A 23,805-nucleotide genomic window follows, 5' to 3' on the forward strand; every position below is an offset into this window, starting at 1 on the left:
CTGATTAAGCCTCTTTTTTGAAAAGTAACATTACTGATAACTCTAATGATTAATAAGCAATTCATACTTGCAATGTGATGCTTATCATAAAAACAAATCCTACATAGTGGTGTAATCATGCCTCGTCTATTTTAGGATCCTAACTACATGCTTAGTTCAGCAAAATCACTTTCAATCTCATTAAATAAAGCATGGATAAAACCTTTTCTTTATAAATCTGATGTTGAAAAAAGAATTCAGTCTTGGTTTGAACAATATAAAAGTAACTGTATTCTTGAAATAGATATAAAGGAAAAATTAGTTTCAAGCCCTAAAGTTAGAGTAACTATTGAATATAAGAAAATATCACAAAATAGTCATATCGACACTGAAAAATTAGCTATTATGATTGAAGATCAATTGTTTGATTTCTTTGAATATAGAAATGTAATAACCATTGATGAAATTATTAAAAAAATAGCATTTGAAAAATCACCTCAAGATTATTGTCATTCATTAATAATGAAATCATTAAAAAAAGAAATAATTATTAATGACCAATTTAATTTATTAGATCTTAATCATCAATACTCATCAGAATATGATTTACGCCGCCTAACTGATTTGAAAGTTGAACGACTATTATTTCTATCGCATATCATAAAATACAACATCAATGTGCATAATGCATTAGCTATTTAATGTTCTCAATCACCATCATAAAATACCAAACCTTCAACATTTTCTCATCTTGATGGTAGACATATAAAAGCCTCGTTATCATCAACGAGGTTATGCTACAACATACTAATAATCGCTACCCTATCTCGTTCGTAACCTAACTACAGAGTATGATGAAAAAACACGATCTAGGTAGTCGTGAATTTGAACCTGCTGCTATTACACGAATTAAATATGCCTACATTTTATTCAGACGTAAAAAAGCCAACATCTAAATGTTGGCTTTTAAGAATTTGGCGGAGAGATAGGGATTTGAACCCTAGATACGCTATAAACGTATGCTGGTTTTCAAGACCAGTGCTTTCAACCGCTCAGCCATCTCTCCATGCGGCGTATACTATAGCGTTCATCATTCACTGTAAAGCTTTTATTCTTAAAAGGAATTTACTTGGGTATTTATCACCCCAATAACTATTATTGGCCGCTTTATTGTACCGACAGCATGACAAAAGGTTCGCTATAATTTAATTTAACAGCCATTGTTAGACTATTGGTAAATAATAACGTTACTATTTCAAGGAAGATTTCATGAATGTCTTAATTATTGGTGGTACTGGTGGAATCGGATTAGCGATTATTCAACAATTATTACTCATTAAGCCCCATGTGAATGTTCATGCAACATTTTTTCGCCACCAGCCTCAATATCAACATTCTCAGCTACGTTGGCACCAGTGTAATATTACACTTGAGGATCATATTGAAGCACTTGCAAAACAACTTCCTCGACTTGATCTAATAATTAATGCTGTTGGTATGCTCCACACAACTGAACATCAGCCTGAAAAGTCCATTCAACAATTTGATGTGCATTTTTTTCAAACCAACATTCAAACGAATACACTACCTAGCTTATTAATTGCCAAACATTTCATGGCAGCGTTAAAAACATCATCTCACAGTTATTTTGTAACTATTTCAGCCAGGGTAGGCAGTATTGAAGATAATAAATTAGGCGGTTGGATCAGTTATCGTAGTTCAAAAGCCGCACTTAATATGGCGATTAAAACTATCAGTATTGAATGGCGCACCAAACTTCCCCATTGTTGTGTGATTGCTTTTCACCCCGGAACAACCGCAAGCGCTCTCTCTAAACCATTTCAACGTAATGTTGCACCCCACAAATTATTTACACCCACTTATACTGCGCAATGCTTATTGAGCTTATTAGCACGACTCACACCACAAGAAACTGGACAATTTTTAAGTTATGACGGTAACACTCTTCCTTGGTGATACGCTTTAAGTATAAACAATGCTGATAAAACACATATTATATTATTATGCATAATGTGAAATTCATCATAATATACAGGCTTATTAATGCTGTTGTTTGTGCTTATTAACCTCAATCAGCATCACCATTCACCTTGTTTCTTGCGGTAGATATAATGAAAAAACGTTCTGTTGGCTTTGCTATGACCATTTTAATTATTGGTAATTTAGTCGCCGTACTTTCTGATGCAATAATCAAGACCATGGGCAAAGATGCCGCAGTGTTTCAATTTGTATTTTTTCGCCAACTGTCAGCTGTGATTATTTTATTACCCTTTTGTCTACGAGCTACAAAACAAAGCTTTTTCATTGGCTTAAAATGGCATTGCATACGCGCACATGTATGGTTATTAGGTGCTGTATTTATGGTGATCTCATTAAGTACGCTTCCCTTAGCTACTGCAAATGCCATTTTCTATGCCGCGCCCTTGATCATGCTTCCGTTAGCAATGCTTGTTTATGGCGAAAAACTCAGTCGATATTCTATTGCGGCAGGTATTATTGGTTTTGCTGGCGTATTGGTCATTGTGCGCCCAACCGACATCAGTTGGGCCGCTTTTGGTGCATTGGTCGTCGCATTTACGATTGCAGTTAATAACCTTTTTATTCGTAAACTCCCTACCCAACAAAGTGTTGCTCAAACATTATTACTCACCAACCTAATAGGTATGCCTGCATCACTTGCATTGGCTTTATGGGAAAATAAACCATGGGATTGGTCACCATTGATTACAGCCTCAGGCTCTAGTGCTTTAATTTTGGTGTATGCAGCAACATGTGTAGTGGCTTATCGTGCAGCTGAAAGTAATAAAATAGCCAGTGCCGAATACAGTGGTTTAATTGGCGCTGTTGTTGTCGGCTACTTATTGTTTAATGAAGTGCCAGATACGACCACTTTTGTGGGTACGGTAATGATCATTGCGCCACTATTATGGCTAGCAAAAGTAGAAAGGAAACAGCATAAAAAAGATTCAATTCAAGCAATTGCTGTTAACGAATAATACAATCTTTCATTGCAGAACTTTCTGCATACAAAGACAAAAACTCGGAATATGCTATTTTTAGCCACAGATTAAATGTGACTTTAACGTTGCTTACATAAGGTATCCGTAATGAAAAAAGCACTAAAAATTAATAATATTTATATCAATATGGAAACGATTGTAGCCTTTGATTTAAATTACAAAATAGATGGTCATCGAGCTCTATATCTATTAACAAATAGCACTGAACTGCCTTTTTTAGAGATTGAAGAAAACGATATGGCGACCAATGACGGTACTGACTATCAGGCTCAAAAAGTCATATCAAGTGAATACAACCGAATTAAGCGTGAATTGTGTATTTATATGGGTATTGTTCTATAAATAAAAAAGCGATAACCATTAGGCTATCGCTTTTTACACCGCATAATTTTTATATCACAACAATCTTAAACTAACGCTTTGTTAAATCCATCAAGAACGGCAACGGTATTATGGCCTAAGTCATCTACTGCATAACCACCTTCAAAAACAAATAATGTTGGAATATTTAATAAGCCTATCATCCAGCCAATATTTTGATAATCATTGCGCATCAATTTAAAGTAGCTGATCGGATCATCAGCAAAGGTATCCATGCCCAATGAAATAACTAACGCTTCAGGTTTATATTCTGTAATACGCGCCAATGCTTGCGCTAATACGGGCTCATACACTGACCAATCAGTAGTATGCAGTGGCAAAGGTAAGTTTAGATTAAAGCCTAAGCCTTCACCCTCACCTTCTTCATCAGCAAAGCCTAGATAATGCGGATAATCATAATCAGGATCGCCATGAATAGAAGCAAATAACACATCATTACGATGATAGAAAATACTTTGCGTACCGTTACCATGATGGTAATCAATATCCAATACCGCGACTCGCTTTGCACCTTGACGAATAAAACTTTCAGCAGCAATAGCCGCATTATTAGCGTAACAATAACCCCCCATTAAATCAGAGGCCGCATGGTGACCCGGAGGACGACATAATGCAAACGCGGCATGTTCGCCTTGCTTAATTAAATCGACCCCAGTTAAAGCACATTCCGTTGCTGCAACAATTGCTTTCCAAGATCCGGCGGTAATAGCCGCTGTCATATCAAAGCTGTAGTACCCTAAGCGACCTTCGATATCTTTTGGAATACGATTACGTAAATGACGTGCAGGCGCAAAACAGTATGGCGATGCGTCATGCACATCACCAAATGCTTCGACCCATTGATCCCAGCAGCTTGCAAGGAAATCAACGTAATCATCAGTATGAACCCAACGCAGCGGTGCATCACCATAGCTATTTGGTTCAATCATTGTAAAACCACCGTGACTATTAAGCGCATTTAGCACCATATCAGCACGCTCTGGTTTTTCAAAACAAGGGGTTGCTTCACCATTTAAGAATTCAAAGCGTACATGGTGTAAACGTTGTTTTTCAGTATAGATAACTTTCATTATTTCTTTAACTCCATCCAGTAACGCTGGTAGAGTGCCGTCGCGTCACCAACATCAGCTAAAAATTGACCTTTTTGCTTAATTGCTTTGGGCGGAAAGATAATCTCGCTCTGACGAATATTTTCAGGAAGATTCTGCAATGCATCCAAATTAGGAGCAGCATAGCCAATTTCTGTAATAATTTTAGCTTGGTTCTCAGGCTTTAATAAGAAATTAATAAATTGGTAGGCAGCATCTTTATTCTGACTAGCTGCGGGAATAACCATGTTATCCATCCAGAAAATAGTCCCTTCTTGCGGATAAGCAAATTTAAGTGCTGGATTTTCATTTTCAGCACGTACCGCAGTACCGTTCCATTGCATTCCAACAGAGACTTCACCTGCAATATAAGGAATATGTGGCGCATCTGAATTAAATACTGCCACATTGGGTATCAATGTTTTCAATGTTTCGTAAGCTTGTTTGATTTCAGCCTCATCACGACTATTAACGCTATGACCGTTCATGATCAGTGCCATACCAAAGACATCACGAGGATCGTCAGTTAATAGCACATTACCTTTAAACTCAGGCTTCCATAGATCTTTCCACTGTGTGATCTGCTGGCTCTCAATTCGATCACTGTCATAACCTAATGCAGTACTGCCCCAAACATAAGGCAATGAATACTGATTATTAGGATCAAAAGGTTGATTTAAAATCGTGCTATCTAGTTTAGAAAATGCGGTGATCTTGCTATGGTCTAATAGTGCTAATAAGCCTTCATCTGCCATTTTAGACACATAATAGGTGGATGGAAAAACTAAATCATACCCTTTACCATCGATCATTTTGATCTTGGTATACATCGTTTCATTACTTTCAAACGTTGAATAATTAACCTTGATATCAGTTTCTTTGGTAAATTTAGTCAATAATTCTGTCGGCAGATATTCTGACCAATTATAGATATTTAATGTTGTATCAGCGAGAGCAGGTTGAGCAACGAAAGAGCTAAATAGAAGCGATACGAGCAGATTCTTTTTAAACATTTCACCTATTACCAATATTCAAATAAAGCTCGATATAAGCTTTTGCAATTGACAATAGCATAAATAAATTTAAGCAGTTATGTAGAAATTGTATGCAAATGCTACACAAATATAATGATGGTAATATAAAAAAAGACGCTAATGATTAAACAGTTAGCGTCTTATTAACTCAATTGCAGTTGCTATTTTAGATCAAGAATCATATCTAGCAAGGTTAGCTATTCTTATTCGCCTGCATTTGTTCAGCTTCTTCAATAAAGTTTTTCGGTGGCGGTGTCCAACCACGTTCAGACTTAGTATGTTTATCTGTACGCTCTTGTTTCATGGCCTCGCCTAACGTTTGCTCTAACTGCATAAATAATTCAACATAAGAGGCATTAAAACGATCTTCCTCAGTACTATCGCGCCATGTTTGGTACAACAGTTCTTTACTTTTCGCTTCGGTTTCAACAAACATTTCTTTTTGCTGTTCAGCCCTAAATGGATGTACTCCAAGTTCTTTCAAGGCTTGTGCGCCCATAGCTAATGCTGAGCGGTAGGTTTCACTGATAACATAATCAGCACCAGCACAACGTAATGAATAATGATGCCCTCGATCATAAGCGCGCGCTAACACTCGAACATGTGGATACGTTTGCTTTATATAATGCACAAGTTCTGTGGCACGCTCTTGATCGTCAATTGCTACCACAAATACTTTGGCATCTTCAATCCCAGCGGTATGCAATAAATCATGGCGAGTGGCATCACCAAAGAAACTCTTAATATTAATTTGACGCATATTATCAATTTGAGTCACAGAATGATCGAGTACCACGGTTTGCATACCATTTGAGGTCAATAAGCGATTCACAATTTGACCAAAACGACCAATACCGGCAATGATCACTTTACCTTGTTCATCTATTTCATCTGCTTCACGTTCATTTTTTGCCGCACTAAAACGTGGCAAAATTACTTTATCAAATAAAATAAATAACCCTGGGGTTAAGAACATCGACAATGCTACAACTAATGATAATGTCTGCCCTAATTCAGCTGGCAATACATTGTTTTGGACAGTGTAGTTCAATAAAACGAACCCAAATTCACCCGCTTGTGCCAAACTAAGCGCAAATAACCACTTATCGCTACCTTTTACTTTAAAAACAAATGCTAAGATTAATAATACGACTGCCTTAACCACCATCACACCAAGGGTTAAACCAATAATAGTGCCAAACTGATCAAACAAAATACTAAAATTAATTCCTGCACCAACAGTAATAAAGAACAGCCCTAACAATAAACCTTTAAACGGTTCAATATTTGATTCAAGCTCATGGCGGAACTCACTGTTTGCCAAGACGACACCAGCAAGGAAGGTACCTAATGCTGGTGATAAGCCAATTAAACTCATTAATGCCGCAATACCAATCACTAACATTAATGCTGTTGCGGTAAAAATTTCACGCAGACCAGAAGCTGCAACAAAGCGAAATAGTGGTCGGCTAAGATAATGTCCTCCCACGACAACCCCCGCAATAGCAAGGATCACCACAATGGTATACCCCCACCCAGGTAAACCCGCCACTAAACTCAATTCATCATGATGTTCAGCAGCAGCCGCAACGGTTGATTGTGCTTTCTCTACTAGTTCAGGTAATGCCAACAAGGGAATTAATGCCAGCATTGGAATAACAGCAATATCTTGAAATAATAAAACCGAAAATGCACTTTTTCCGCCTTCAGTTTTATTGAGTCCTTTTTCATTAAAAGTTTGCAGCACAATCGCGGTTGATGATAATGAAAAGATCAAGCCAATTGCTAAAGCATAAGTCCAACCGACGCCTAATATACTGGCAATACCCATCACAACAGCGGTGGTCACTACAACCTGCAGACCCCCTAAACCCAATAAGCGATGACGCATGCCCCACAACATTTTAGGTTCGAGTTCAAGGCCAACAATAAATAGCATCATTACTACGCCAAACTCAGCAAAATGCTGAATTGTGGTAGTTTCGCTACCAACTAATCCAATAACAGGTCCAATAACGACACCGGCAATTAAGTAACCCAATACCGAGCCAAGCCCAAACCGTTTCGCAATCGGTACTGCAATCACGGCCGCAACTAAATAGATAAATGCTTGTAAAAATATACCCGTCATAGCGACTCCGTGATCACAATATCAAGACTATGATTTAATTTTGATAATTTACTCGCAACATCATAATCGAATTGATTATCTGCGATTGCGATTAACACGCGCCGCCAATTTTGTAGATGTTTGGTGATCCGTTGTTCTTCTGTAGCAGTACCTGCGCCAAATAAAGCAAATGGAGCCAAAAATTCCATACCCGTTAATTCTGCCATTTGCTCTAACGGCTGTAACAATTGTCGAATTGTAAAATGGTTAAAGCCTTCTTTACGATAACTTGATTCCGCTCCACCAGCGGTTAGCGCACAAAAGAATTTTTTACCTATTAATTCTTTGCCTTCACTACCATAAGCAAAACCATATTCTAATACCAGATCTTGCCACTCTTTCAGTAACGATGGCGTGGAATACCAATAAAGTGGAAACATAAACACAATCACATCATGATCGCGTAACCGTTGTTGCTCTTTATCGATATCAATACGAAAATTGGGGTACTCTGCATATAAATCCACTGCCGTAACGTGATCGAAACCTTTAGATGCATTAAATAACGGTACGTTGATTTCAGATCGATTTTGTGACGGATGAGCAAATAAAATCAACACCTTGTTGTGAGAAGCCGACATTGTTTTCCTTATTATTGTTGTCTTATCATTAATAAACAGTACGCTAATAAAACATTATATTATAAAACGGTTATCATGATTGCATATCAACGATACTATTTAGACATACTATCGAATAAATCCTGCATTTTCATGAATTTTACTCGGTGACAAACCAAAATAACGCTTAAACTCACGGCTAAACTGTGCAGGGCTCTCATAACCCACCAACCCCGCAGCAATATTAGCAGCCATACCTTGTTGTAAGATTAACGTCTTGGCATTATTTAAACGTATTTTCTTAATATATTGCAGTGGTGGATCGGTCACGACTTGTTTAAACACTTTATGGAAAACAGATACACTCATTCCCGCCATTGCAGCCAATTCATGTACTTGTAATTTAGTATCATAATGCAATTGTACATAATCGATGACTGATGAAATTTTGGCTAACGCACTGTCTTGTTCACAATATTGCGCTAATAAATACCCTTGATCACCCTGAAGTAAATAATAAAACAACTGTCGAATTAATGATGGACCTATAACGGCAGCATCAAGAGGATCATGCAATACTTCAAATAATTGCTCAATGCTACGATACATGCGTTCTGTCATTTTTGCCGTCGCTACCCCGCAGCTACCTTCATAATTGAATTGCTGTTGTTGCTCATCTTCAATCATGGTTACTAACTGACGAATAACGGTTAAATCAAAATCAATATTAATCCCAATCAATGGCTGCTGTTGTGAGGCGAAGGTCTCACAAATAATAGGATAAGGTGTCGTAACCAATAAACATCGTTGTGGATCGTAATTAAATTGATGTTGATTTAAATGACCAATTTTGTAGCCTTGAATAATAATAACAATACCTTGCTCATACATTTGCGGGCTATATTTGTGATAACTATCAATCCTAAATAGCCGTACTCCAGTAAGGTTAGTATCTACGCGGCCAGATCGATGTGCCAACCCATAATATTCACATAACGAATACGCTAAGCTAATAATGGGCGCGGGTATGGCGATGGGTTGAGATACTGTTATATTTGCAATGCTTCCACAGTTCATGGCTATCTACTCACAAAATCGTTTCCATCACCTTAGCAGACCTTACCGATTAATAGCAGTAACAAAAGAGAAATAGGCAAGTATTAAAGAGAATTATGTATTAAATAAAACGCTATTATCCCCTAAACTGAATATTCTAAGGTACTCAGTATCTGATAATTAAAATCATTATAATAATCAGCTCAGCTTGCTGTTCTAAGGAAAATAAAATGGACAAATTTACGTATCAAAGCCCTACAAAAATTCATTTTGGTGAAGGTCAAATTGCTGAAATTGCCAATGATATTCCTAAAGATAAAAAAATCTTAGTCATTTACGGTGGTGGATCCATTAAAACTAACGGTGTCTATAAGCAAGTTGCCGCAGCACTGACTAGCTTTAATTGGGGAGAATTTTCAGGTGTTGAGCCAAACCCACAATATGACACTCTAATGCAAGCCGTTGCTAAAGTGAAAGCAGAAAACTATGACTTTCTACTCGCTGTTGGTGGTGGTTCTGCGGTTGATGGCACCAAGTTCATTGCTGCTGCAGCATGTTATGAAGGCGCTGATCCATGGGAAATTTTGCATGACCAAGCACCTATAACGACCGTTTTACCTATCGGATGTGTATTAACGCTGCCAGCAACAGGCTCTGAAACTAACGGCGGTGCCGTGGTTTCTCGTGGTAACGATAAGCTATTCTTTGGCTCACCATTGGTAAAGCCTACATTTGCTATCTTAGATCCACAGACCACCTTAAGTTTATCACCACGCCAAGTGTCTAACGGTGTTGTCGATGCTTTTGTTCACACTATGGAGCAATACTTAACCTTCCCTGTAAATGCCAAAGTCCAAGACCGTTTTGCTGAAGGTCTATTGCTGACGCTTATCGAAGAAGGCCCGAAAGCACTGGCAACACCTAATGATATTGCTGTTCGTGCCAATATCATGTGGTCTGCAACCCAAGCCTTAAATGGTTTAATTGGGGTTGGTGTACCACAAGATTGGGCTACACATATGATTGGCCATGAGCTTACTGGTAACTACAGTATCGATCATGCACGTACACTGAGTATTGTGCTACCTGCAGTGATGCAAGTTTGCCGTAAAGAGAAACAAGCAAAATTAGTGCAATATGCAGAACGCGTATTTGGCATTACCACAGGTACAACTGACGAACGTATTGATGCTGCAATTGCACGCACTATTGCTTTCTTTAAAGAAATGAACGTTCCAACCTCATTAGCGGATGTTGAACTAGGCGCTGCTGATATTGATGTATTAGTTGCTAGCCTTGAAAAACACGGTAGAACAGCACTTGGTGAACATGGAAAACTAACGATTGCAGATAGCCGCAAGATTCTAGAGACTGCGTTGTAATTATCACTCGATTATAATTTTATATATAAAGGCTAGGTATTTTATCTCTAGCCTTTTTTTTGTGCGGCGAATAAGGATTATAGATCGAGATTGACCAACAGAATCATTTTGGAAAAGAGTTTACTGATACAAGATTATCCGTGATCTCTTGAGCACGAGATCAAGCCTAAAAGAAGCAAACAAAAAGAGTAATGCTACAATACGCTACCGTAGCGAAAACAAAACCGCTATCATTTATTAAACAATAGCGGTTTTATTATATCTATGCGGTTATTTAAAATTACGGCAAATTAAGCCGTGGTTTTAAAACATTGGCGAGTAACATCACCCCAATATTCATCATGATAAATATCTTCAACAAATACCTCATTGGTGTAACTACCAATAGCTCGTCGCCAAAATGCAATCGCGTGATCTGCACCTGCTATCTGTTTGCTCTGCCATAAACCCGGCATCATATCAAATAGTGTGTGGGCAAAACGTTGACCTGCTTTGTTCTTACGAAATACAGGCACAACGTAAAAATCACACACTTCGTAATGATCAACACACTCGTTAGCAATTGCTGCTAATCCTGCCGGTTTACCATCAATATACAATAAATACCCCGTAACATTACCCGCTATCGGAGTGTCTAAAGCAAACTTACCCTCATCATCAGGCAATTTTTGGGTTAATGGCGAAAATTCAGCTTCATAAGCTTGGGTTAGATTTAAATAGATAGCTAGATTGCTTGCGTTAACAGTGACTAATTCCACGAAAATTCCTTTTATTTCGTTTCTGGTAATAATTTGGTTTTAACTTGCTGAGACTTAGTACCTGTCGCCTTCATAAATTGTGCTTTAAGATTATAACTAATTGTATTAGCGCGAGTAGTATTACCATCTTGGGTTATTTTAGCGTTTTTCTTTAATACCATCATACTCTCTGCTGGCGTATAAATACCATATCCAGCCTCGCCATTAATGACTTTGCCATCTTTCATTACCCGTTTAAAGTGAGCTGGCTTGCCATACACTTCAATCGTTTTTAATTCTTTGGTTTTACCATTTAACTTAATGACTGCTTTATCTGCTTTAATGGTGATGCCACCTTGAACAATATCCACGTTACCCGTTAACGTGGTGGTATTATTTACGACATCAACATTCTGGGTAACGGATGATAATTGGATTGGCAATGCCGTCTCTGCTGGTGCCGCAAAAACAGAAGAACTCAAAAGTAAGAGTAACGTCGCAGTAAATAGCTTTTTCTTCATTATTTATTATTCTCATCATGTGATGCTAATTTTGCCGCGATAATCAAGCCATGAAAGATGCTATAACCTCTTTTCTTACACACTTAAAATATATCGCTCTTCTTATATTCTAACTGATTTTTAACGTTTTATCTTAAAGCTATTTATTTGTTTCTCTTTCATGGCTTTTTACTAAACACATCGTCATTTTAATCAACGCGTTATGAAATATATAATGTCACTAACTTATAAGCTAGATTTGAATGATTAATAAAGACTTGCTGACCGATTACTAATTTGATCATACAACAAATAGTCAGTAACTCTATAGTTAACAGCTCAATACTCTTCAAATAATGCCCATACCTTCATCTAGATTCATCAATAGCTCTATGTTATAACATAACAAGAATATGCTATTTACTCTGAATTATTGTCACTCATCAAATGATGAATATGGAGCCAACTTAAATGCGTTTGAATGCCTTACCCTATTTTCTATTAGCCATTGCTGCGTTATTACCCATAACCAGTCAAGCACACCCCCATTCATGGATTAATATGAAAACCTACATTGAGGGTAACAGCACGCAAATTACAGGATTTAAGATGGTATGGACATTTGATGCAATGACCACCGCTTATATGCTTGATGGCGAAGATATGTCAAATGCAAAGAAGCAGCAAACATTAAAGGATATAGCCCAATCGGTTATGGAAAATATGAAAAATTCGCATTACTTTACGTATTTTTATGATAACGACACTCCGATTAAATACCGCATTCCAACGGGTGGTGAATTAGTGAAACCTCGCGCCAAAGCCACACTAACTTTTGAACTACCATTATCAAAACCTAAACCTATTACTAAAGATTCGTTAAAATTATTAATCTTTGAACCTAGTTATTATGTTGATATGTCATGGAATAACAAAAGTGACATTATTCTATCGCCAGAATTAGCAAAAACTTGCCACTTTACATTAATAGAGCCAAATCCAACGCCAGAACAAGTAACTTTTGCAATGTCGATTCCAGCAGATGCTGATCCTGATAATCAGTTAGGGCAAGTGTTTACCCAAACAGTTCAGCTGTACTGTAATGTTAGCTCACTAACACCTTCTGCAAAATAGTATTGACTTAGGATCGACTCATGAAATCCTGTTGTAACTCAACCCCAAAGAACGATAAAAATACGCTTACCTCTACTTGCAGCCATCAACATCAACCTCATCATTCTGAGGTTCATAATAATAGTCATAGCATAATATGTGATCATCCTCTTACTGATACTCACGCAACCCCATCATGGTTAACTCGTATGGTGGTGTTACTAGTATTTATAGTTAGTGGCTATTATTTATGGCAACAATGGCCAACAATGCTAATGGAAAGTATTAAATGGCAACGTAACATTAATGGTCAATTAAGTGATTTACTCTATGATGCTCAACAAAATATAACTGCGGCTTATTCATTAGCAGGGTTGAGCTTTCTTTACGGTATCTTTCACTCATTAGGCCCAGGTCATGGCAAGGTGATTGTTACTACTTATCTTGCAACTAACCCAGCTAAAATAAAAGCTAGCTTAATCATGACGATAATATCCGCATTTGTACAAGCAATTGTTGCTATTACGTTAGTCAGTATTTTATTACTGTTTTTTAAATCATCAATGCGACAAGTGAACGATACTGCGGATCAATTGATAAGTTATAGCTTTATGGCCATGTTATTGCTTGGCGTGATCGTTATTTACCGCAGCTTGAGACAAGCTTGGCAACTTAAAATGGCACAACAACACCATAATCATGGCAGTGAATGTGGTTGTGGACATAAGCACTTCGCAAATGCTGATGAAATCAATAATGCCTCTAGTTTACGAGAATATATTGTCATTATTTTTAGTATTGGTATTCGTCCTTGTACTGGTGCTATTTTAGTCCTGTTATTTGCTAATATGGTTGGCCTCTACTGGCTTGGCATTATCAGTGCAATACTCATGGCTGTAGGCACTGCGCTAACAACATCGGCCATTGCATTACTAACCCTATCGAGTAAAAAAATCGTCAGTCATTATTTAGCAACAAATGAACGTCAACGAATAATGACCCGTATTATTATTAAACTGCTAGGCGGTATTTTATTGGTATTATTAAGCTTATTGTTACTTAATGGTCACAGTTATGGTATGTCTCCAGTGCTATAACCGCCAATAACTTATCCCTCTAAAATAAAAAGGTTGAGTAGCAATCTGCATACTCAACCTTTTTTATTAACACATACTGTGTGAATTTAATTATTCGCTATCCGTCAACACTAATACCTTGATGTCGATATTCACGTAGTATTTGTTGTTCCGCGATAGTTGATAAAATAAACATCATCACGTAGCCAAACCCAAGCGCAACAATAATTGCCACTACATTAGCCGTAAATAACGCGAGTAGATAATAACTCACCACCAAAGTAACAATACCGCTTAATCGAATCATCAAACTCAGTGTAAATTTACCGTGAGCTTTGATATACGCCAATTGGTAAGCATTAAGCATCATAAAAATAAAGAAGATAGAGAAATGAAACAATACAATCTCTGCCCCTTTATATTGCGCAGGGAAAATAAATCCAATAATTTCTTTTCCGCCAATAAGCATAACTAAGAAAAAACTTACACTCACAATGGCTGCTAAGCGATATACCCAACGACGAATAGCACGTATTTGAGTATGTTCACCTTTACGTACACTTTGCGATAATTCTGGTAATACAAACCGATAAATAGGAAATACAAACAACATTGTCATATAGGTAAATATCGGTCTAACAACCACTTGGAAATCGCCTAGTTCATCTAAACTAAAATGCGTGATCGTTAGCAGAACCGCTGCATAAATCATTAAAATACTTGCGCCCGCCTCTAAAGAAGCAGTAAAACTTTTGCGTACATAATTACGCATATTAGGATCAAGCTGGACAGTGGTTAGCGGTTTAGTAGCAATTTGTTTTCTGCGTTTCCAATACATGAAATGCGCCACAATCAATGAGGACACCATCACACTATAAAAAAGAGAAGCTAATGCCGTAAAGTGTAAAAGATAATAACAACATACAAAAGTAATAACATTTGATGTTGGTTCAATCCATGTGACTTTATTTGAAACATCGTATAAACGGTACATGGCGATTAAATTGGTAAAGTATATTTTTAGCCCCATACCAAAAATAACGCCTACCATTTCAAAGTAACCAACATTAATATGCAATTCATGCTTTATATAAGGTAGAACTAAACCCCATGTAATTAACACCATCACAATTAAGCTAAAGCGAAATATATTTATAATGTCATGATCATTATGCGTCTGACTATAGGTAACTACCATTGAAGAGCGAAAACCTGTCATTAATATTAATGATAATGACACAATATCAATAACACTATTAAATAAGGCTAAATCATCTTTTGCGACCCACTGCGCCAACCAAACTTTAAATAAAAAACCGATAGATATACTGGCTAATGTTGCCCAAATCCCTGCAACAAATGCTTTTTTTAATCGAGTTAAGGTATCAATATCGTCAACTAAAGGAATGGCTTGCGATTCTTTCATGCGTAATAACTATAAATAAACATTCTAGTATGATACTGGATTTTTCACATGAGATCCCAAGCGAATAGCATATTTAATTATTAACAGTTAAAAATTCTTATTATCGTTTGATTTGTATTGATTTTTCTCACTAACCAAAGCATAAACGACCTCAAATTCAGTACAATAGCGATCTAAATGATCCAGTAAAAACTGTAGATTGTTATTTAATCCATGGCTTACACAATAGCGTATTGTTCTCTCAATACTCTTAACTTTAAATCGTGCAATAGCTAGCCGACACTTTAATTGGTGGTGTGGTAACAATAAACAACCGACTAATGAAGCCATTTTAAATCCAAAAAATAATATCACTAAAAATCATTCTCCATTCTAACAATTTTCATAAAATGGTTAATAATTTAAAATGCAATCAAACTTTTTGGAAATCTTAAAGTAAACCGATAACAGCATTAAAACAGAAATCTTCATTGTTAAATAATAAAAACACGTCTGGTTACAATTTACCCCATATTAAACATACTGTTCAGATTGCAATCACCACAATGGCTCGGTATAAGTAGATCTAATTTTAATGATGAGAAAAATAATGAAAATAAGCCCCATAACATCATCACATTGGCCGCAAATTGAACGCCTCCAACACGCCGCTTATAGTGATGATTTACCTGAAAGTATGTCGGTATTAAAAAGTAAAGTCACAGCATCACCACAAACTTGTTTTGTTTGTCTTAATGAACAACAGCAAGTTGTTGGTTATCTTATTAGCCATCCTTACCATAAAGGTTCAACCCCTAAATTACATCAAATAACCTCGAAAATTGATAGTATCCACCTCCATCTGCATGATTTAGCGATAGCGCCAGTAGCACAAGGAAAAGGGCTCCCCAAACTATTACTCAACCATTTATTCACTTTCCTTGATACGACAATTTATCAATCCGTCTCATTGATTTCAGTACAAAATTCCGCAACATTTTGGCAAAAATATGGCTTTATTACAGATAACAGCCTGGGTGCATCTACGACCTATGGTGATAAGGCTGTTTGCATGTCTCGACTTATATAACAGTTATACAATTTCGCCCATTCTTTTTTGAATGATAAACAGCATCATCAATATTTTTAAGCACCACGTCAACGTGATCATTTTTTGGTGAAAATGAGGTTAAACCAATAGATACCGTGATATGAATAACCTGCCCGTTATATAAAAAAACGTGTTGATTAACGGCGGTTAAAATTCGATAACACACATCCTTGGCATGGCTTTGACTGGTTTTATCCATAAAGAGAATAAATTCTTCGCCTCCCCAGCGGGCAATTACATCACTAGTGCGGATGCTATTTAAACAAATACCAGCAAAAACTCTTAATATTTCATCACCAGCATCATGTCCATAAGTATCATTAACTATTTTAAAATGATCAATATCTAAAAAGGCAATACTATGAGTAGCCGTAGCTTTGGAAAAAAATACCTGTCTTATTATATTATTCATATATCTACGATTGTAGATATTTGTTAATTCATCCGTAAAAGTAGCGTGTTTCAACATATTATTCGTATCATTAATATAAATATTAGTTAAGAAAAGATAACGCTCACGCTTATATATATAAAAGAAAAAGGCAATAACTATTAAATATAATAATACATGAATCACAAAGTATTTTTTTGTATTGAATTTCTCATTTTGAACCGAAAGCTGCCAAGTACCATTAGGAACAGGAATAGTAAAAACGGTTATTGTTCCCATCGCTTCATTAACAATATTATTAAATATTGTTAGCATTTCGCCATCAGGATTAAACCCTTGTATTTTATATAATAAGTTATCAAATGGTAACTGAGCGCGAATATTTTTCAGCTCACTAATCGCAATAACAAAACCTGCAAATTGAGATTTTTTATCAAAAATAGGTAACCTCAAAATAAAGGCTAACCGATGATTTTGTATTAATTTCACAGGACCTATCAAGGTAAGCTCTTGATTTTTAATCGATAAAGATACCCCTACGTGCCTATTTTTCAATCGATTTAAGTCATGTCCGATTGCGGAATTATTCTTTGAATATGGATATGTGAATTGAATGATCCCTTTCGGTGCAAACTGTAATTCAGAAAGGCTTTTATTTGTTGCCATAACTTCTTTTGCTAATATATCAAACGCATTAGGGTTATAGTCTTTTGATTTAAACAATAAATTAAATGTTTTCAAACTAATTATCATATTATTAATTTCATTATTGATAATTTTTGATACATCCTGCTCTAAAACTAAATCATTTTTCTTATTCTGTAATTCAAATTGTTTTTTTTCATTTAAAAAAAACATTTCAAGTGCTATTAGAGTTAGTAACACTGATACAATTATTGCTAAACTCGATGGCGAAATTTTTAACTTCATTATTACTACTTCAAAGTGCATTAAAAAGTAGAATGGTGCTATCCATATAACTACTTATTGTATGTTTTATGGTCACATTCATATGCTCGTATCGGATATACTAAATCATATACAAAATAATGAATATAAAATACAGCTAAAAACACATAATCCGTCACAAATTAAGTAGACTATCGCACTATTTTAGCTAAAAAATCTATTAAAATATAAAATATGTCCACTTTGCATTATGATTATAGTCGTTGATATTTTGAACATTAAATATCAAATATAGTACATTTAATTCATATTTTTAAACTAATATTATGATTCATTATAATTTTTATTGACCCGATAACGACAAATGTTTATTGTCTACTCATCGAGCGGATATCGTATAATGGTATTACCTTAGCTTCCCAAGCTAATGACACGGGTTCGATTCCCGTTATCCGCTCCAAAACAAAAACGATACCAATAACTTGATATCGTCTCTTAGTTAGTATCGTTAATATATATTTAACATTGCCTTATAACTTATTCCATGCTTGAACAAATCCATTAGCAGAAATTTTAAAATCTAAATCCGCCTTTTGCTTATATATATTAATAAAGACTTTATGTATATTGACAGTTTCAGTATATTTAAATTGTGTAATGAGAAAAGCTAAACCTTTATTTGTTGTTGGTGTATAAATCCAATAATTTTTACTGTCTTCTGTTCTACGACAAATCTTATCCATCTCAACTTCTTGACCATTAATAGTCATTAATACTGTTTTATCAAACCCATTTTTATTACATTGGCTTAAAAATCGCTCAAATCCATTATTGTTATACTTCGCCTTATAAAGCGAAAAAAAAACTTTTTTTTGTCCCTGTTGTTCTTCAATTAATGATGATAAAACATAATGTCCGTCAATCCCCGAAGAATTCCATTCTGATGCGCTAACATGAACAGGTAACATTGTGGCACAAGCCCAAGCAAGCCAAAAAAATTTACTCATATTATTCCTTTAACATCAATAAAATAAACAATCCTTTCACGGTATTGTTTTATCCAAACTTAAATTTTATGGCATCACTATCTAGAAAACATAGCAATATAATAACGACAAATTTTATAATGAGAATATTTAATAAAAACGAATAAAGACCGATCACAAATAAACTTTCAAGCTACCTTTTAACTGCATTTTTTTGCGACAGATATCATACATAGAACCCATCCAATCAATAAAAATAAATTTTTAATACCACTATTTTTCCTCTCTTTTATTAACAATCAAAACAATACAATTTATCACTATTAACAAATATCCAAATAGTATTGCTAAAAACGATTATTTTTAGCGTTCTTTGTAACGTATAAGTACTTAATTTAACACTGTAAGAAGGAAAATAATGACACCTAACTTTAGTGGTTAGTGGTTAGTGCCTATGCATAAATCATAATTGCCAGATACAAAAATGCCCGTACTGATACAGTACGGGCATTCACAATATTCACTTATAAACCAGTCCACATCGCAGCACCAGCAGCCCAGACTTCAACGTAGGCCGCATTACATCTAAATTTCAAATACCCTCTATTATTATCTTTTTGATAATTAACATATACCCAACCACGATTGTCTTTCGCGTTATTATCTAAATGGTTATCTGACATCGCTGTAACTTTATAGTTAGTTTTAGCAGCAATTCGTTGTTGGCACATTTCAATATCTTGAGCAGTAGGTGGCTGAAGGGTTTCAGTTGTAATATCACAGCCAGTTGCTAATAATAATGCTGTAACAAAAATGTTTTTTTTCATTGGCTACTTACGTTGTTTATCATCAAAATTATTGCTAATGAGAGACTGAACGCAAGTGCACGTTTAAGCTCTGTTAGCTTGTTTGCGCGGGATTCTATAGATAAATAAAAAAAATGATAGCAAAAAATTATCTATTTAAACAATTTTTTGAACACTATCACTAATCAATCTTAAATATCACTCACACATAAAAAAGAGTAAAAATGCTGTATCTATATAATTAATATTTACAGCATTTTAATAACAAATAAAATACGCTAATTAATTACAATTGTTGTCGATTTTCGTTTAACCAGTTAAACCATGCATCCATGCCTTCGCCCGTTTTTGCTGATAGCTTAATAACTTGAATTGTGGGATTCACTTTACGTGCATTAGCAATACAGTCTTCTATATTGATATCAACATACGGTAAAAGATCGACTTTATTAATGATCATTAAATCTGCAGCAGCAAACATATTTGGATATTTAAGTGGTTTATCTTCACCTTCAGTCACTGATAAAATAGCAACTTTAGAGGCCTCACCCAAATCAAAGCTTGCAGGGCACACTAAATTGCCCACATTTTCAATAAACAAAAAACCAGGTTCATTAATCGCTAATTGATGATAAGCATCATGAATCATTTGCGCATCAAGATGACAACCTTTACCTGTATTAACTTGAATTGCAGGTACTGCTGTAGCACGAATACGATCAGCATCATTACTTGTCTGCTGATCACCCTCGATCACAGCACAAACACACTGATCTTTTAATTTCATTAATGTTTCAGTTAATAACGTTGTTTTACCTGAACCGGGGCTTGATACTAAATTAAGTACCAATTGACGATTTTCAATAAAATGCTCACGATTATGTGCTGCAAGATGATTATTGTTGCCTAGAATATCCATTTCTAATGTTAATAGCTGGCGCTGAGAAACCCCTGCAACATGAACTTCGGCCTCACCTTTGCCATAGTGTAAATCACCCTTGTCTAGATGCTCTGGTTGATGTGATTCATGATGGTGATGATCTGCATGATGTTGTTCATGGCTATGATCATGTGAGTGTGCGTGATCATTTTCATGCTCATGATGATGCCCATCCGTACTTTGCTGCGGCATAATACTCGCGGGTAAAGTATAATGAACATGATGATGAACATCACCTTGATGATGATAATGGTGATGGATCACAATCGATTGTGGTGCATCCGCGACAGCATTTTTATGATTATCATGCTGATGTGGATGTTCGTGGTGATGATGCTCATCATGGCTGTGATCATGATGCTCGTGAGAATGACCTTCAATTTGACTACCGCCGCAGCCACATACATTACACATATTACTCAACCTCAATATTTTTAATCATTAATTCTTCTCCAGTTTCAACCTTAAGTTGATAACTGTCACAACGTGGACAGCTCACGCCACGTTCAGGAATTTCTACATACTGCAAACAATCTAAACACCATACACGAGCAGCAATCGATTCAATCTTTAATTGCGCGTCTTGTGCAATAGTGCCACGACTAGCAAATTCAAATCCGGTTGCTAATGCCTGATGTTCAATACATGACAACGTACCAATGGCTAATGTCACGCTTGTCACGCGTTTAAAGCCCTGCTTTTTAGCTTGATCAACCACGGTGTCAACCGTATTTATACTTAGTGATAATTCATGCATAGCTACAATTCCTGTGAATCGATATGATGATAATGAAGTGCATACCACAATTGCCCTGCCGCTATTGAAGCATCATTTGATGGCAGCTTTTCGCCACAATATAGAGGTTGAGATTGACCAGAGAATTGGTGATAAATTTGATCAACTAACACACGATTTTGAAATACACCACCGCCTAAAACAACAGCATGATGGGGATATTGTTTTGCAATAGTGACAATGATGTCAGCAATTGCCACAAAAACACCCTGTGCCAAACTTCTTACCCAAGATTGGCGTTGCTGATCACTTATTTCATGAATAAGCGGCAATACATACTCCAATAAAGGCTGCCAATCAATAATGTTATCAGAGGTAATTTGAAACGATAATGGAACTGGGTTGGTATCTTGTTTCGCTGCTTTTTCTAATAACAGCCCACATTGCCCCTCATAGTTAACCTTATCTATCAGCTCTAATAAACAAGCCCAAGCATCAATAAACCGTCCCATTGATGAGGTATAAGGTGAACGACTACCGCTTTGCCATAACTGATATAAGTTATTAAAATGTGTCTCACTCCATGTTGAAAAAGCACGGAGTTGCATTGCTTTTATATCATCAAGATCATAACACTCTAATAACATAGCTAATAATAATCGGGCAGGCTCTTTTATTGCTTGCTCCCCACCAATAAGACGAAAACAACGTAAATGACCAATGCGTTGATAATCTTGGCATGATGCAAGGAGCACTTCTCCACCCCACACAGAATTATCATCCCCCCAACCAGTACCATCAAAAGTAAAACCGATAACAGGTTTAATTAGATTATATTCAGCCATTACAGCTAAAATATGTGCATGATGATGTTGAACTTGAAGTAAATTTACTGGGATTGGAGAGATTGAAACAAGCTGTTTAGCATAATTAGTTGAATAGTAACTAGGGTGTTTATCACATACAAGTTGTGGCGCAGTTACCTGATATAACGCTTGTAGATCTGCGACATTTTGTTGATAACGCTGCTCTGTATCAAGGTTATTAAGATCACCAATATAAGGTGACACTACCCATTGATGAGGTAACGCTAATGCTATCGTCGATTTTTGTTGAGCGCCTAATGCTAGAGTGATCGTTTTCGCTTTATCACCAAATTGACTATAAGGTGCATAGCCTCGCGCCATACGTAATGGGCGTATTTTACCTCCAGCATAATGAACAACACTGTCATCACAGGCATGAACAATAGGACGATTATGGTCAAGTACACTATCAATTGTACCCAAAAATTGTTGTTCAATTTGCTGAATATCAGTCGCAATTGGCATGCCTGAAACATTAGCACTGGTCATAACTATCACCGCTGTAGCATTAATTTCAGCTAATGCGGTAAATAATAAATAATGCAGTGGTGTATAAGGAAGCATAACCCCTAAGTAAGGCACATTCGGCGCAACGTTTACTGCAACACTAACAGTATTCGTACTGCTATTTACCGTTTGAGATTTATGCATTAATACGATGGGGCGAGCTTGAGAATCCAAAGCTTGCCACTCAATTGTATCGCCTATTACTAATTGTTGTGCCAACTCAAGATCAGCAACCATTACTGCCAATGGTTTCTGTTGACGGTGCTTAATTTGGCGTAATTGTGCAACAGCATCAACATTGGTGCCATCACAGACAAGATGAAACCCACCTAATCCTTTAATCGCAACCACGGCACCAGCTTGAAGACGGTTTGCTAATTGATTAATAGCGGCTTGTTGCATTAATTCAGTATCTGACACTGCGTTATCACGGTAATCAATAAACCGTGTCCACGGACCGCAAACTGCACAGCTTATTGGCTGAGCATGGTAACGACGATCAATTGGATTTTCATACGCTTGCTGGCAATCATGACACAATGCAAAACTTGCCATGCTCGTGCTAATTCTATCGTACGGCAATGCACGCGTGATACTGTAACGAGGACCACAATGGGTACAGTTAGTAAATGGATAGTGATAATAACGCGAGGTTGGGTCAACAATATCTTGCTTACAAGCATTACAAACCCCTTGATCGGGAGAAACACACACTGTCGTGCTATCACAATGCTGACTTTTCTCGATACTGAATAATCTTGGCTTTTCTGTGATGGACCATAAAGGTAATGGCGTCACTGTCATTTGATCAATACGACTTAACGGCGGTGCCTGTTGCTGAAGTTCAATAATAAATTGTTCAAGATTTTCACTACTACCTTGAGCATCTATTTTTACGCCTTCTGAATCATTAATTACCCAGCCAACAAGCGCATATTGCAGCGCCAGTTGATAAACAAAGGGGCGGAAACCGACCCCTTGTACAATGCCGGTAATATGAATATATTGTCGTGCAAAGTTGTCTTTCACTG

22 protein-coding genes and 2 tRNA genes are annotated in these 23,805 nt (G+C 36.3%); 9 read left to right on the top strand and 15 right to left on the bottom strand.

The window, feature by feature from the left end; translation table 11 throughout:
* Window positions 1-147: 147 nt before the first annotated feature.
* Window positions 148-681: a hypothetical protein gene (locus tag OC457_RS16490; RefSeq protein WP_080176142.1), complete on the top strand. Its 534-nt coding sequence runs from the start codon at window positions 148-150 to the stop codon at window positions 679-681.
* 273 nt (window positions 682-954) lie between these two features.
* Here OC457_RS16490 and OC457_RS16495 read toward each other — a convergent pair.
* Window positions 955-1,045, bottom strand: a tRNA-Ser gene (locus OC457_RS16495).
* Window positions 1,046-1,248: 203 nt separating this feature from the next.
* Between OC457_RS16495 and OC457_RS16500 the strand changes: the two genes are divergently transcribed.
* From OC457_RS16500 to OC457_RS16510, 3 genes are all read left to right on the top strand, one after another.
* The gene (locus OC457_RS16500; protein ID WP_080176141.1) at window positions 1,249-1,956 is read left to right on the top strand and encodes an SDR family oxidoreductase; all 708 of its coding nucleotides are present in this window, start codon (window positions 1,249-1,251) and stop codon (window positions 1,954-1,956) included.
* Between the two features lie 155 nt (window positions 1,957-2,111).
* A complete protein-coding gene (locus OC457_RS20965; RefSeq protein WP_080176140.1) occupies window positions 2,112-2,996 on the top strand; it encodes a DMT family transporter in 885 nt (294 codons plus the stop codon).
* A gap of 111 nt (window positions 2,997-3,107) precedes the next feature.
* Window positions 3,108-3,362 (top strand): hypothetical protein, encoded by a 255-nt coding sequence (locus tag OC457_RS16510; protein WP_080176139.1) that lies wholly within the window; start codon window positions 3,108-3,110, stop codon window positions 3,360-3,362.
* Window positions 3,363-3,427: 65 nt separating this feature from the next.
* Here OC457_RS16510 and OC457_RS16515 read toward each other — a convergent pair whose 3' ends face one another.
* From OC457_RS16515 to OC457_RS16535, 5 genes are all read right to left on the bottom strand, one after another.
* Window positions 3,428-4,471 (bottom strand): histone deacetylase family protein, encoded by a 1,044-nt coding sequence (locus OC457_RS16515; RefSeq protein ID WP_080176138.1) that lies wholly within the window; start codon window positions 4,469-4,471, stop codon window positions 3,428-3,430.
* Window positions 4,471-5,502 carry an ABC transporter substrate-binding protein gene (locus tag OC457_RS16520; RefSeq protein ID WP_080176137.1) on the bottom strand — a complete coding sequence of 344 codons (1,032 nt, stop codon included), beginning with the start codon at window positions 5,500-5,502 and terminating at the stop codon, window positions 4,471-4,473. Before OC457_RS16520 ends, OC457_RS16515 begins: the two co-directional genes overlap by 1 nt.
* Before the next feature lie 214 nt (window positions 5,503-5,716).
* Window positions 5,717-7,654, bottom strand: coding sequence for a monovalent cation:proton antiporter-2 (CPA2) family protein (locus tag OC457_RS16525; RefSeq protein ID WP_080176136.1), 1,938 nt, complete (start codon window positions 7,652-7,654; stop codon window positions 5,717-5,719).
* A complete protein-coding gene (locus tag OC457_RS16530) occupies window positions 7,651-8,274 on the bottom strand; it encodes an NAD(P)H-dependent oxidoreductase (RefSeq protein WP_080176135.1) in 624 nt (207 codons plus the stop codon). The genes OC457_RS16525 and OC457_RS16530 overlap by 4 nt, the downstream gene beginning before the upstream one ends.
* Before the next feature lie 108 nt (window positions 8,275-8,382).
* Window positions 8,383-9,330, bottom strand: a complete 948-nt coding sequence (locus tag OC457_RS16535; protein ID WP_080176134.1) for an AraC family transcriptional regulator — start codon at window positions 9,328-9,330, stop codon at window positions 8,383-8,385.
* Between the two features lie 209 nt (window positions 9,331-9,539).
* Between OC457_RS16535 and OC457_RS16540 the strand changes: the two genes are divergently transcribed.
* Entirely contained in the window at window positions 9,540-10,691 is a 1,152-nt protein-coding gene (locus tag OC457_RS16540) for an iron-containing alcohol dehydrogenase (RefSeq protein WP_080176133.1), read from the top strand.
* Window positions 10,692-10,981: 290 nt separating this feature from the next.
* Here the strand turns inward: OC457_RS16540 and OC457_RS16545 are convergent, their stop codons facing one another.
* On the bottom strand, window positions 10,982-11,449 hold the full coding sequence (locus OC457_RS16545) for a GNAT family N-acetyltransferase (protein WP_080176132.1): 468 nt from the start codon (window positions 11,447-11,449) through the stop codon (window positions 10,982-10,984).
* A gap of 11 nt (window positions 11,450-11,460) precedes the next feature.
* Window positions 11,461-11,949 carry a lipopolysaccharide transport periplasmic protein LptA gene (gene lptA / locus OC457_RS16550; RefSeq protein ID WP_080176131.1) on the bottom strand — a complete coding sequence of 163 codons (489 nt, stop codon included), beginning with the start codon at window positions 11,947-11,949 and terminating at the stop codon, window positions 11,461-11,463.
* A gap of 450 nt (window positions 11,950-12,399) precedes the next feature.
* On the opposite strand from lptA, the gene OC457_RS16555 reads away from it, so the two are divergent.
* The gene (locus OC457_RS16555; RefSeq protein ID WP_080176130.1) at window positions 12,400-13,062 is read left to right on the top strand and encodes a DUF1007 family protein; all 663 of its coding nucleotides are present in this window, start codon (window positions 12,400-12,402) and stop codon (window positions 13,060-13,062) included.
* Window positions 13,063-13,082: 20 nt separating this feature from the next.
* Window positions 13,083-14,138 (top strand): nickel/cobalt transporter, encoded by a 1,056-nt coding sequence (locus OC457_RS16560; protein WP_306341397.1) that lies wholly within the window; start codon window positions 13,083-13,085, stop codon window positions 14,136-14,138.
* A gap of 97 nt (window positions 14,139-14,235) precedes the next feature.
* Here OC457_RS16560 and OC457_RS16565 read toward each other — a convergent pair whose 3' ends face one another.
* Window positions 14,236-15,543 (bottom strand): lipopolysaccharide biosynthesis protein, encoded by a 1,308-nt coding sequence (locus tag OC457_RS16565; RefSeq protein WP_080176129.1) that lies wholly within the window; start codon window positions 15,541-15,543, stop codon window positions 14,236-14,238.
* 589 nt (window positions 15,544-16,132) lie between these two features.
* Here OC457_RS16565 and OC457_RS16570 point away from each other — a divergent pair.
* Window positions 16,133-16,612, top strand: coding sequence for a GNAT family N-acetyltransferase (locus tag OC457_RS16570; protein WP_159447884.1), 480 nt, complete (start codon window positions 16,133-16,135; stop codon window positions 16,610-16,612).
* On the opposite strand, the gene OC457_RS16575 is transcribed toward OC457_RS16570, so the two are convergent.
* A complete protein-coding gene (locus OC457_RS16575) occupies window positions 16,605-17,954 on the bottom strand; it encodes a sensor domain-containing diguanylate cyclase (RefSeq protein WP_159447883.1) in 1,350 nt (449 codons plus the stop codon). The two genes, OC457_RS16570 and OC457_RS16575, sit on opposite strands and share 8 nt — an antisense overlap.
* Before the next feature lie 365 nt (window positions 17,955-18,319).
* Between OC457_RS16575 and OC457_RS16580 the strand changes: the two genes are divergently transcribed.
* Window positions 18,320-18,393: transfer RNA gene (locus tag OC457_RS16580), tRNA-Gly, on the top strand.
* Between the two features lie 70 nt (window positions 18,394-18,463).
* On the opposite strand, the gene OC457_RS16585 is transcribed toward OC457_RS16580, so the two are convergent.
* The 5 genes from OC457_RS16585 to hypF form a co-directional block, all read right to left on the bottom strand.
* On the bottom strand, window positions 18,464-18,940 hold the full coding sequence (locus tag OC457_RS16585; RefSeq protein WP_080176125.1) for a hypothetical protein: 477 nt from the start codon (window positions 18,938-18,940) through the stop codon (window positions 18,464-18,466).
* A 503-nt stretch (window positions 18,941-19,443) separates the two neighbouring features.
* The gene (locus tag OC457_RS16590; RefSeq protein ID WP_080176124.1) at window positions 19,444-19,746 is read right to left on the bottom strand and encodes a hypothetical protein; all 303 of its coding nucleotides are present in this window, start codon (window positions 19,744-19,746) and stop codon (window positions 19,444-19,446) included.
* Window positions 19,747-20,011: 265 nt separating this feature from the next.
* On the bottom strand, window positions 20,012-21,079 hold the full coding sequence (gene hypB / locus OC457_RS16595; RefSeq protein WP_080176123.1) for a hydrogenase nickel incorporation protein HypB: 1,068 nt from the start codon (window positions 21,077-21,079) through the stop codon (window positions 20,012-20,014).
* 1 nt (window position 21,080) lies between these two features.
* Window positions 21,081-21,422 carry a hydrogenase maturation nickel metallochaperone HypA gene (gene hypA, locus OC457_RS16600; RefSeq protein ID WP_080176122.1) on the bottom strand — a complete coding sequence of 114 codons (342 nt, stop codon included), beginning with the start codon at window positions 21,420-21,422 and terminating at the stop codon, window positions 21,081-21,083.
* Between the two features lie 2 nt (window positions 21,423-21,424).
* Window positions 21,425-23,803 (bottom strand): carbamoyltransferase HypF, encoded by a 2,379-nt coding sequence (gene hypF / locus OC457_RS16605; protein WP_080176121.1) that lies wholly within the window; start codon window positions 23,801-23,803, stop codon window positions 21,425-21,427.
* Window positions 23,804-23,805 lie beyond the last annotated feature (2 nt).

The sequence above is a fragment of the Photobacterium toruni genome, from assembly GCF_024529955.1.
Classification (GTDB): Bacteria; Pseudomonadota; Gammaproteobacteria; order Enterobacterales; family Vibrionaceae; genus Photobacterium; species Photobacterium toruni.

What these genes read in the sequence shown, in the direction of transcription:
- OC457_RS16490 (WP_080176142.1), top strand. Translation starts at nt 148, where the DNA reads ATGCTTAGTTCAGCAAAATCACTTTCAATCTCATTAAATAAAGCATGG.
- OC457_RS16500 (WP_080176141.1), top strand. Translation starts at nt 1,249, where the DNA reads ATGAATGTCTTAATTATTGGTGGTACTGGTGGAATCGGATTAGCGATT.
- OC457_RS20965 (WP_080176140.1), top strand. Translation starts at nt 2,112, where the DNA reads ATGAAAAAACGTTCTGTTGGCTTTGCTATGACCATTTTAATTATTGGT.
- OC457_RS16510 (WP_080176139.1), top strand. Translation starts at nt 3,108, where the DNA reads ATGAAAAAAGCACTAAAAATTAATAATATTTATATCAATATGGAAACG.
- OC457_RS16515 (WP_080176138.1), bottom strand. Translation starts at nt 4,471, where the DNA reads ATGAAAGTTATCTATACTGAAAAACAACGTTTACACCATGTACGCTTT.
- OC457_RS16520 (WP_080176137.1), bottom strand. Translation starts at nt 5,502, where the DNA reads ATGTTTAAAAAGAATCTGCTCGTATCGCTTCTATTTAGCTCTTTCGTT.
- OC457_RS16525 (WP_080176136.1), bottom strand. Translation starts at nt 7,654, where the DNA reads ATGACGGGTATATTTTTACAAGCATTTATCTATTTAGTTGCGGCCGTG.
- OC457_RS16530 (WP_080176135.1), bottom strand. Translation starts at nt 8,274, where the DNA reads ATGTCGGCTTCTCACAACAAGGTGTTGATTTTATTTGCTCATCCGTCA.
- OC457_RS16535 (WP_080176134.1), bottom strand. Translation starts at nt 9,330, where the DNA reads ATGAACTGTGGAAGCATTGCAAATATAACAGTATCTCAACCCATCGCC.
- OC457_RS16540 (WP_080176133.1), top strand. Translation starts at nt 9,540, where the DNA reads ATGGACAAATTTACGTATCAAAGCCCTACAAAAATTCATTTTGGTGAA.
- lptA (WP_080176131.1), bottom strand. Translation starts at nt 11,949, where the DNA reads ATGAAGAAAAAGCTATTTACTGCGACGTTACTCTTACTTTTGAGTTCT.
- OC457_RS16555 (WP_080176130.1), top strand. Translation starts at nt 12,400, where the DNA reads ATGCGTTTGAATGCCTTACCCTATTTTCTATTAGCCATTGCTGCGTTA.
- OC457_RS16560 (WP_306341397.1), top strand. Translation starts at nt 13,083, where the DNA reads ATGAAATCCTGTTGTAACTCAACCCCAAAGAACGATAAAAATACGCTT.
- OC457_RS16565 (WP_080176129.1), bottom strand. Translation starts at nt 15,543, where the DNA reads ATGAAAGAATCGCAAGCCATTCCTTTAGTTGACGATATTGATACCTTA.
- OC457_RS16570 (WP_159447884.1), top strand. Translation starts at nt 16,133, where the DNA reads ATGAAAATAAGCCCCATAACATCATCACATTGGCCGCAAATTGAACGC.
- OC457_RS16575 (WP_159447883.1), bottom strand. Translation starts at nt 17,954, where the DNA reads ATGAAGTTAAAAATTTCGCCATCGAGTTTAGCAATAATTGTATCAGTG.
- OC457_RS16585 (WP_080176125.1), bottom strand. Translation starts at nt 18,940, where the DNA reads ATGAGTAAATTTTTTTGGCTTGCTTGGGCTTGTGCCACAATGTTACCT.
- OC457_RS16590 (WP_080176124.1), bottom strand. Translation starts at nt 19,746, where the DNA reads ATGAAAAAAAACATTTTTGTTACAGCATTATTATTAGCAACTGGCTGT.
- hypB (WP_080176123.1), bottom strand. Translation starts at nt 21,079, where the DNA reads ATGTGTAATGTATGTGGCTGCGGCGGTAGTCAAATTGAAGGTCATTCT.
- hypA (WP_080176122.1), bottom strand. Translation starts at nt 21,422, where the DNA reads ATGCATGAATTATCACTAAGTATAAATACGGTTGACACCGTGGTTGAT.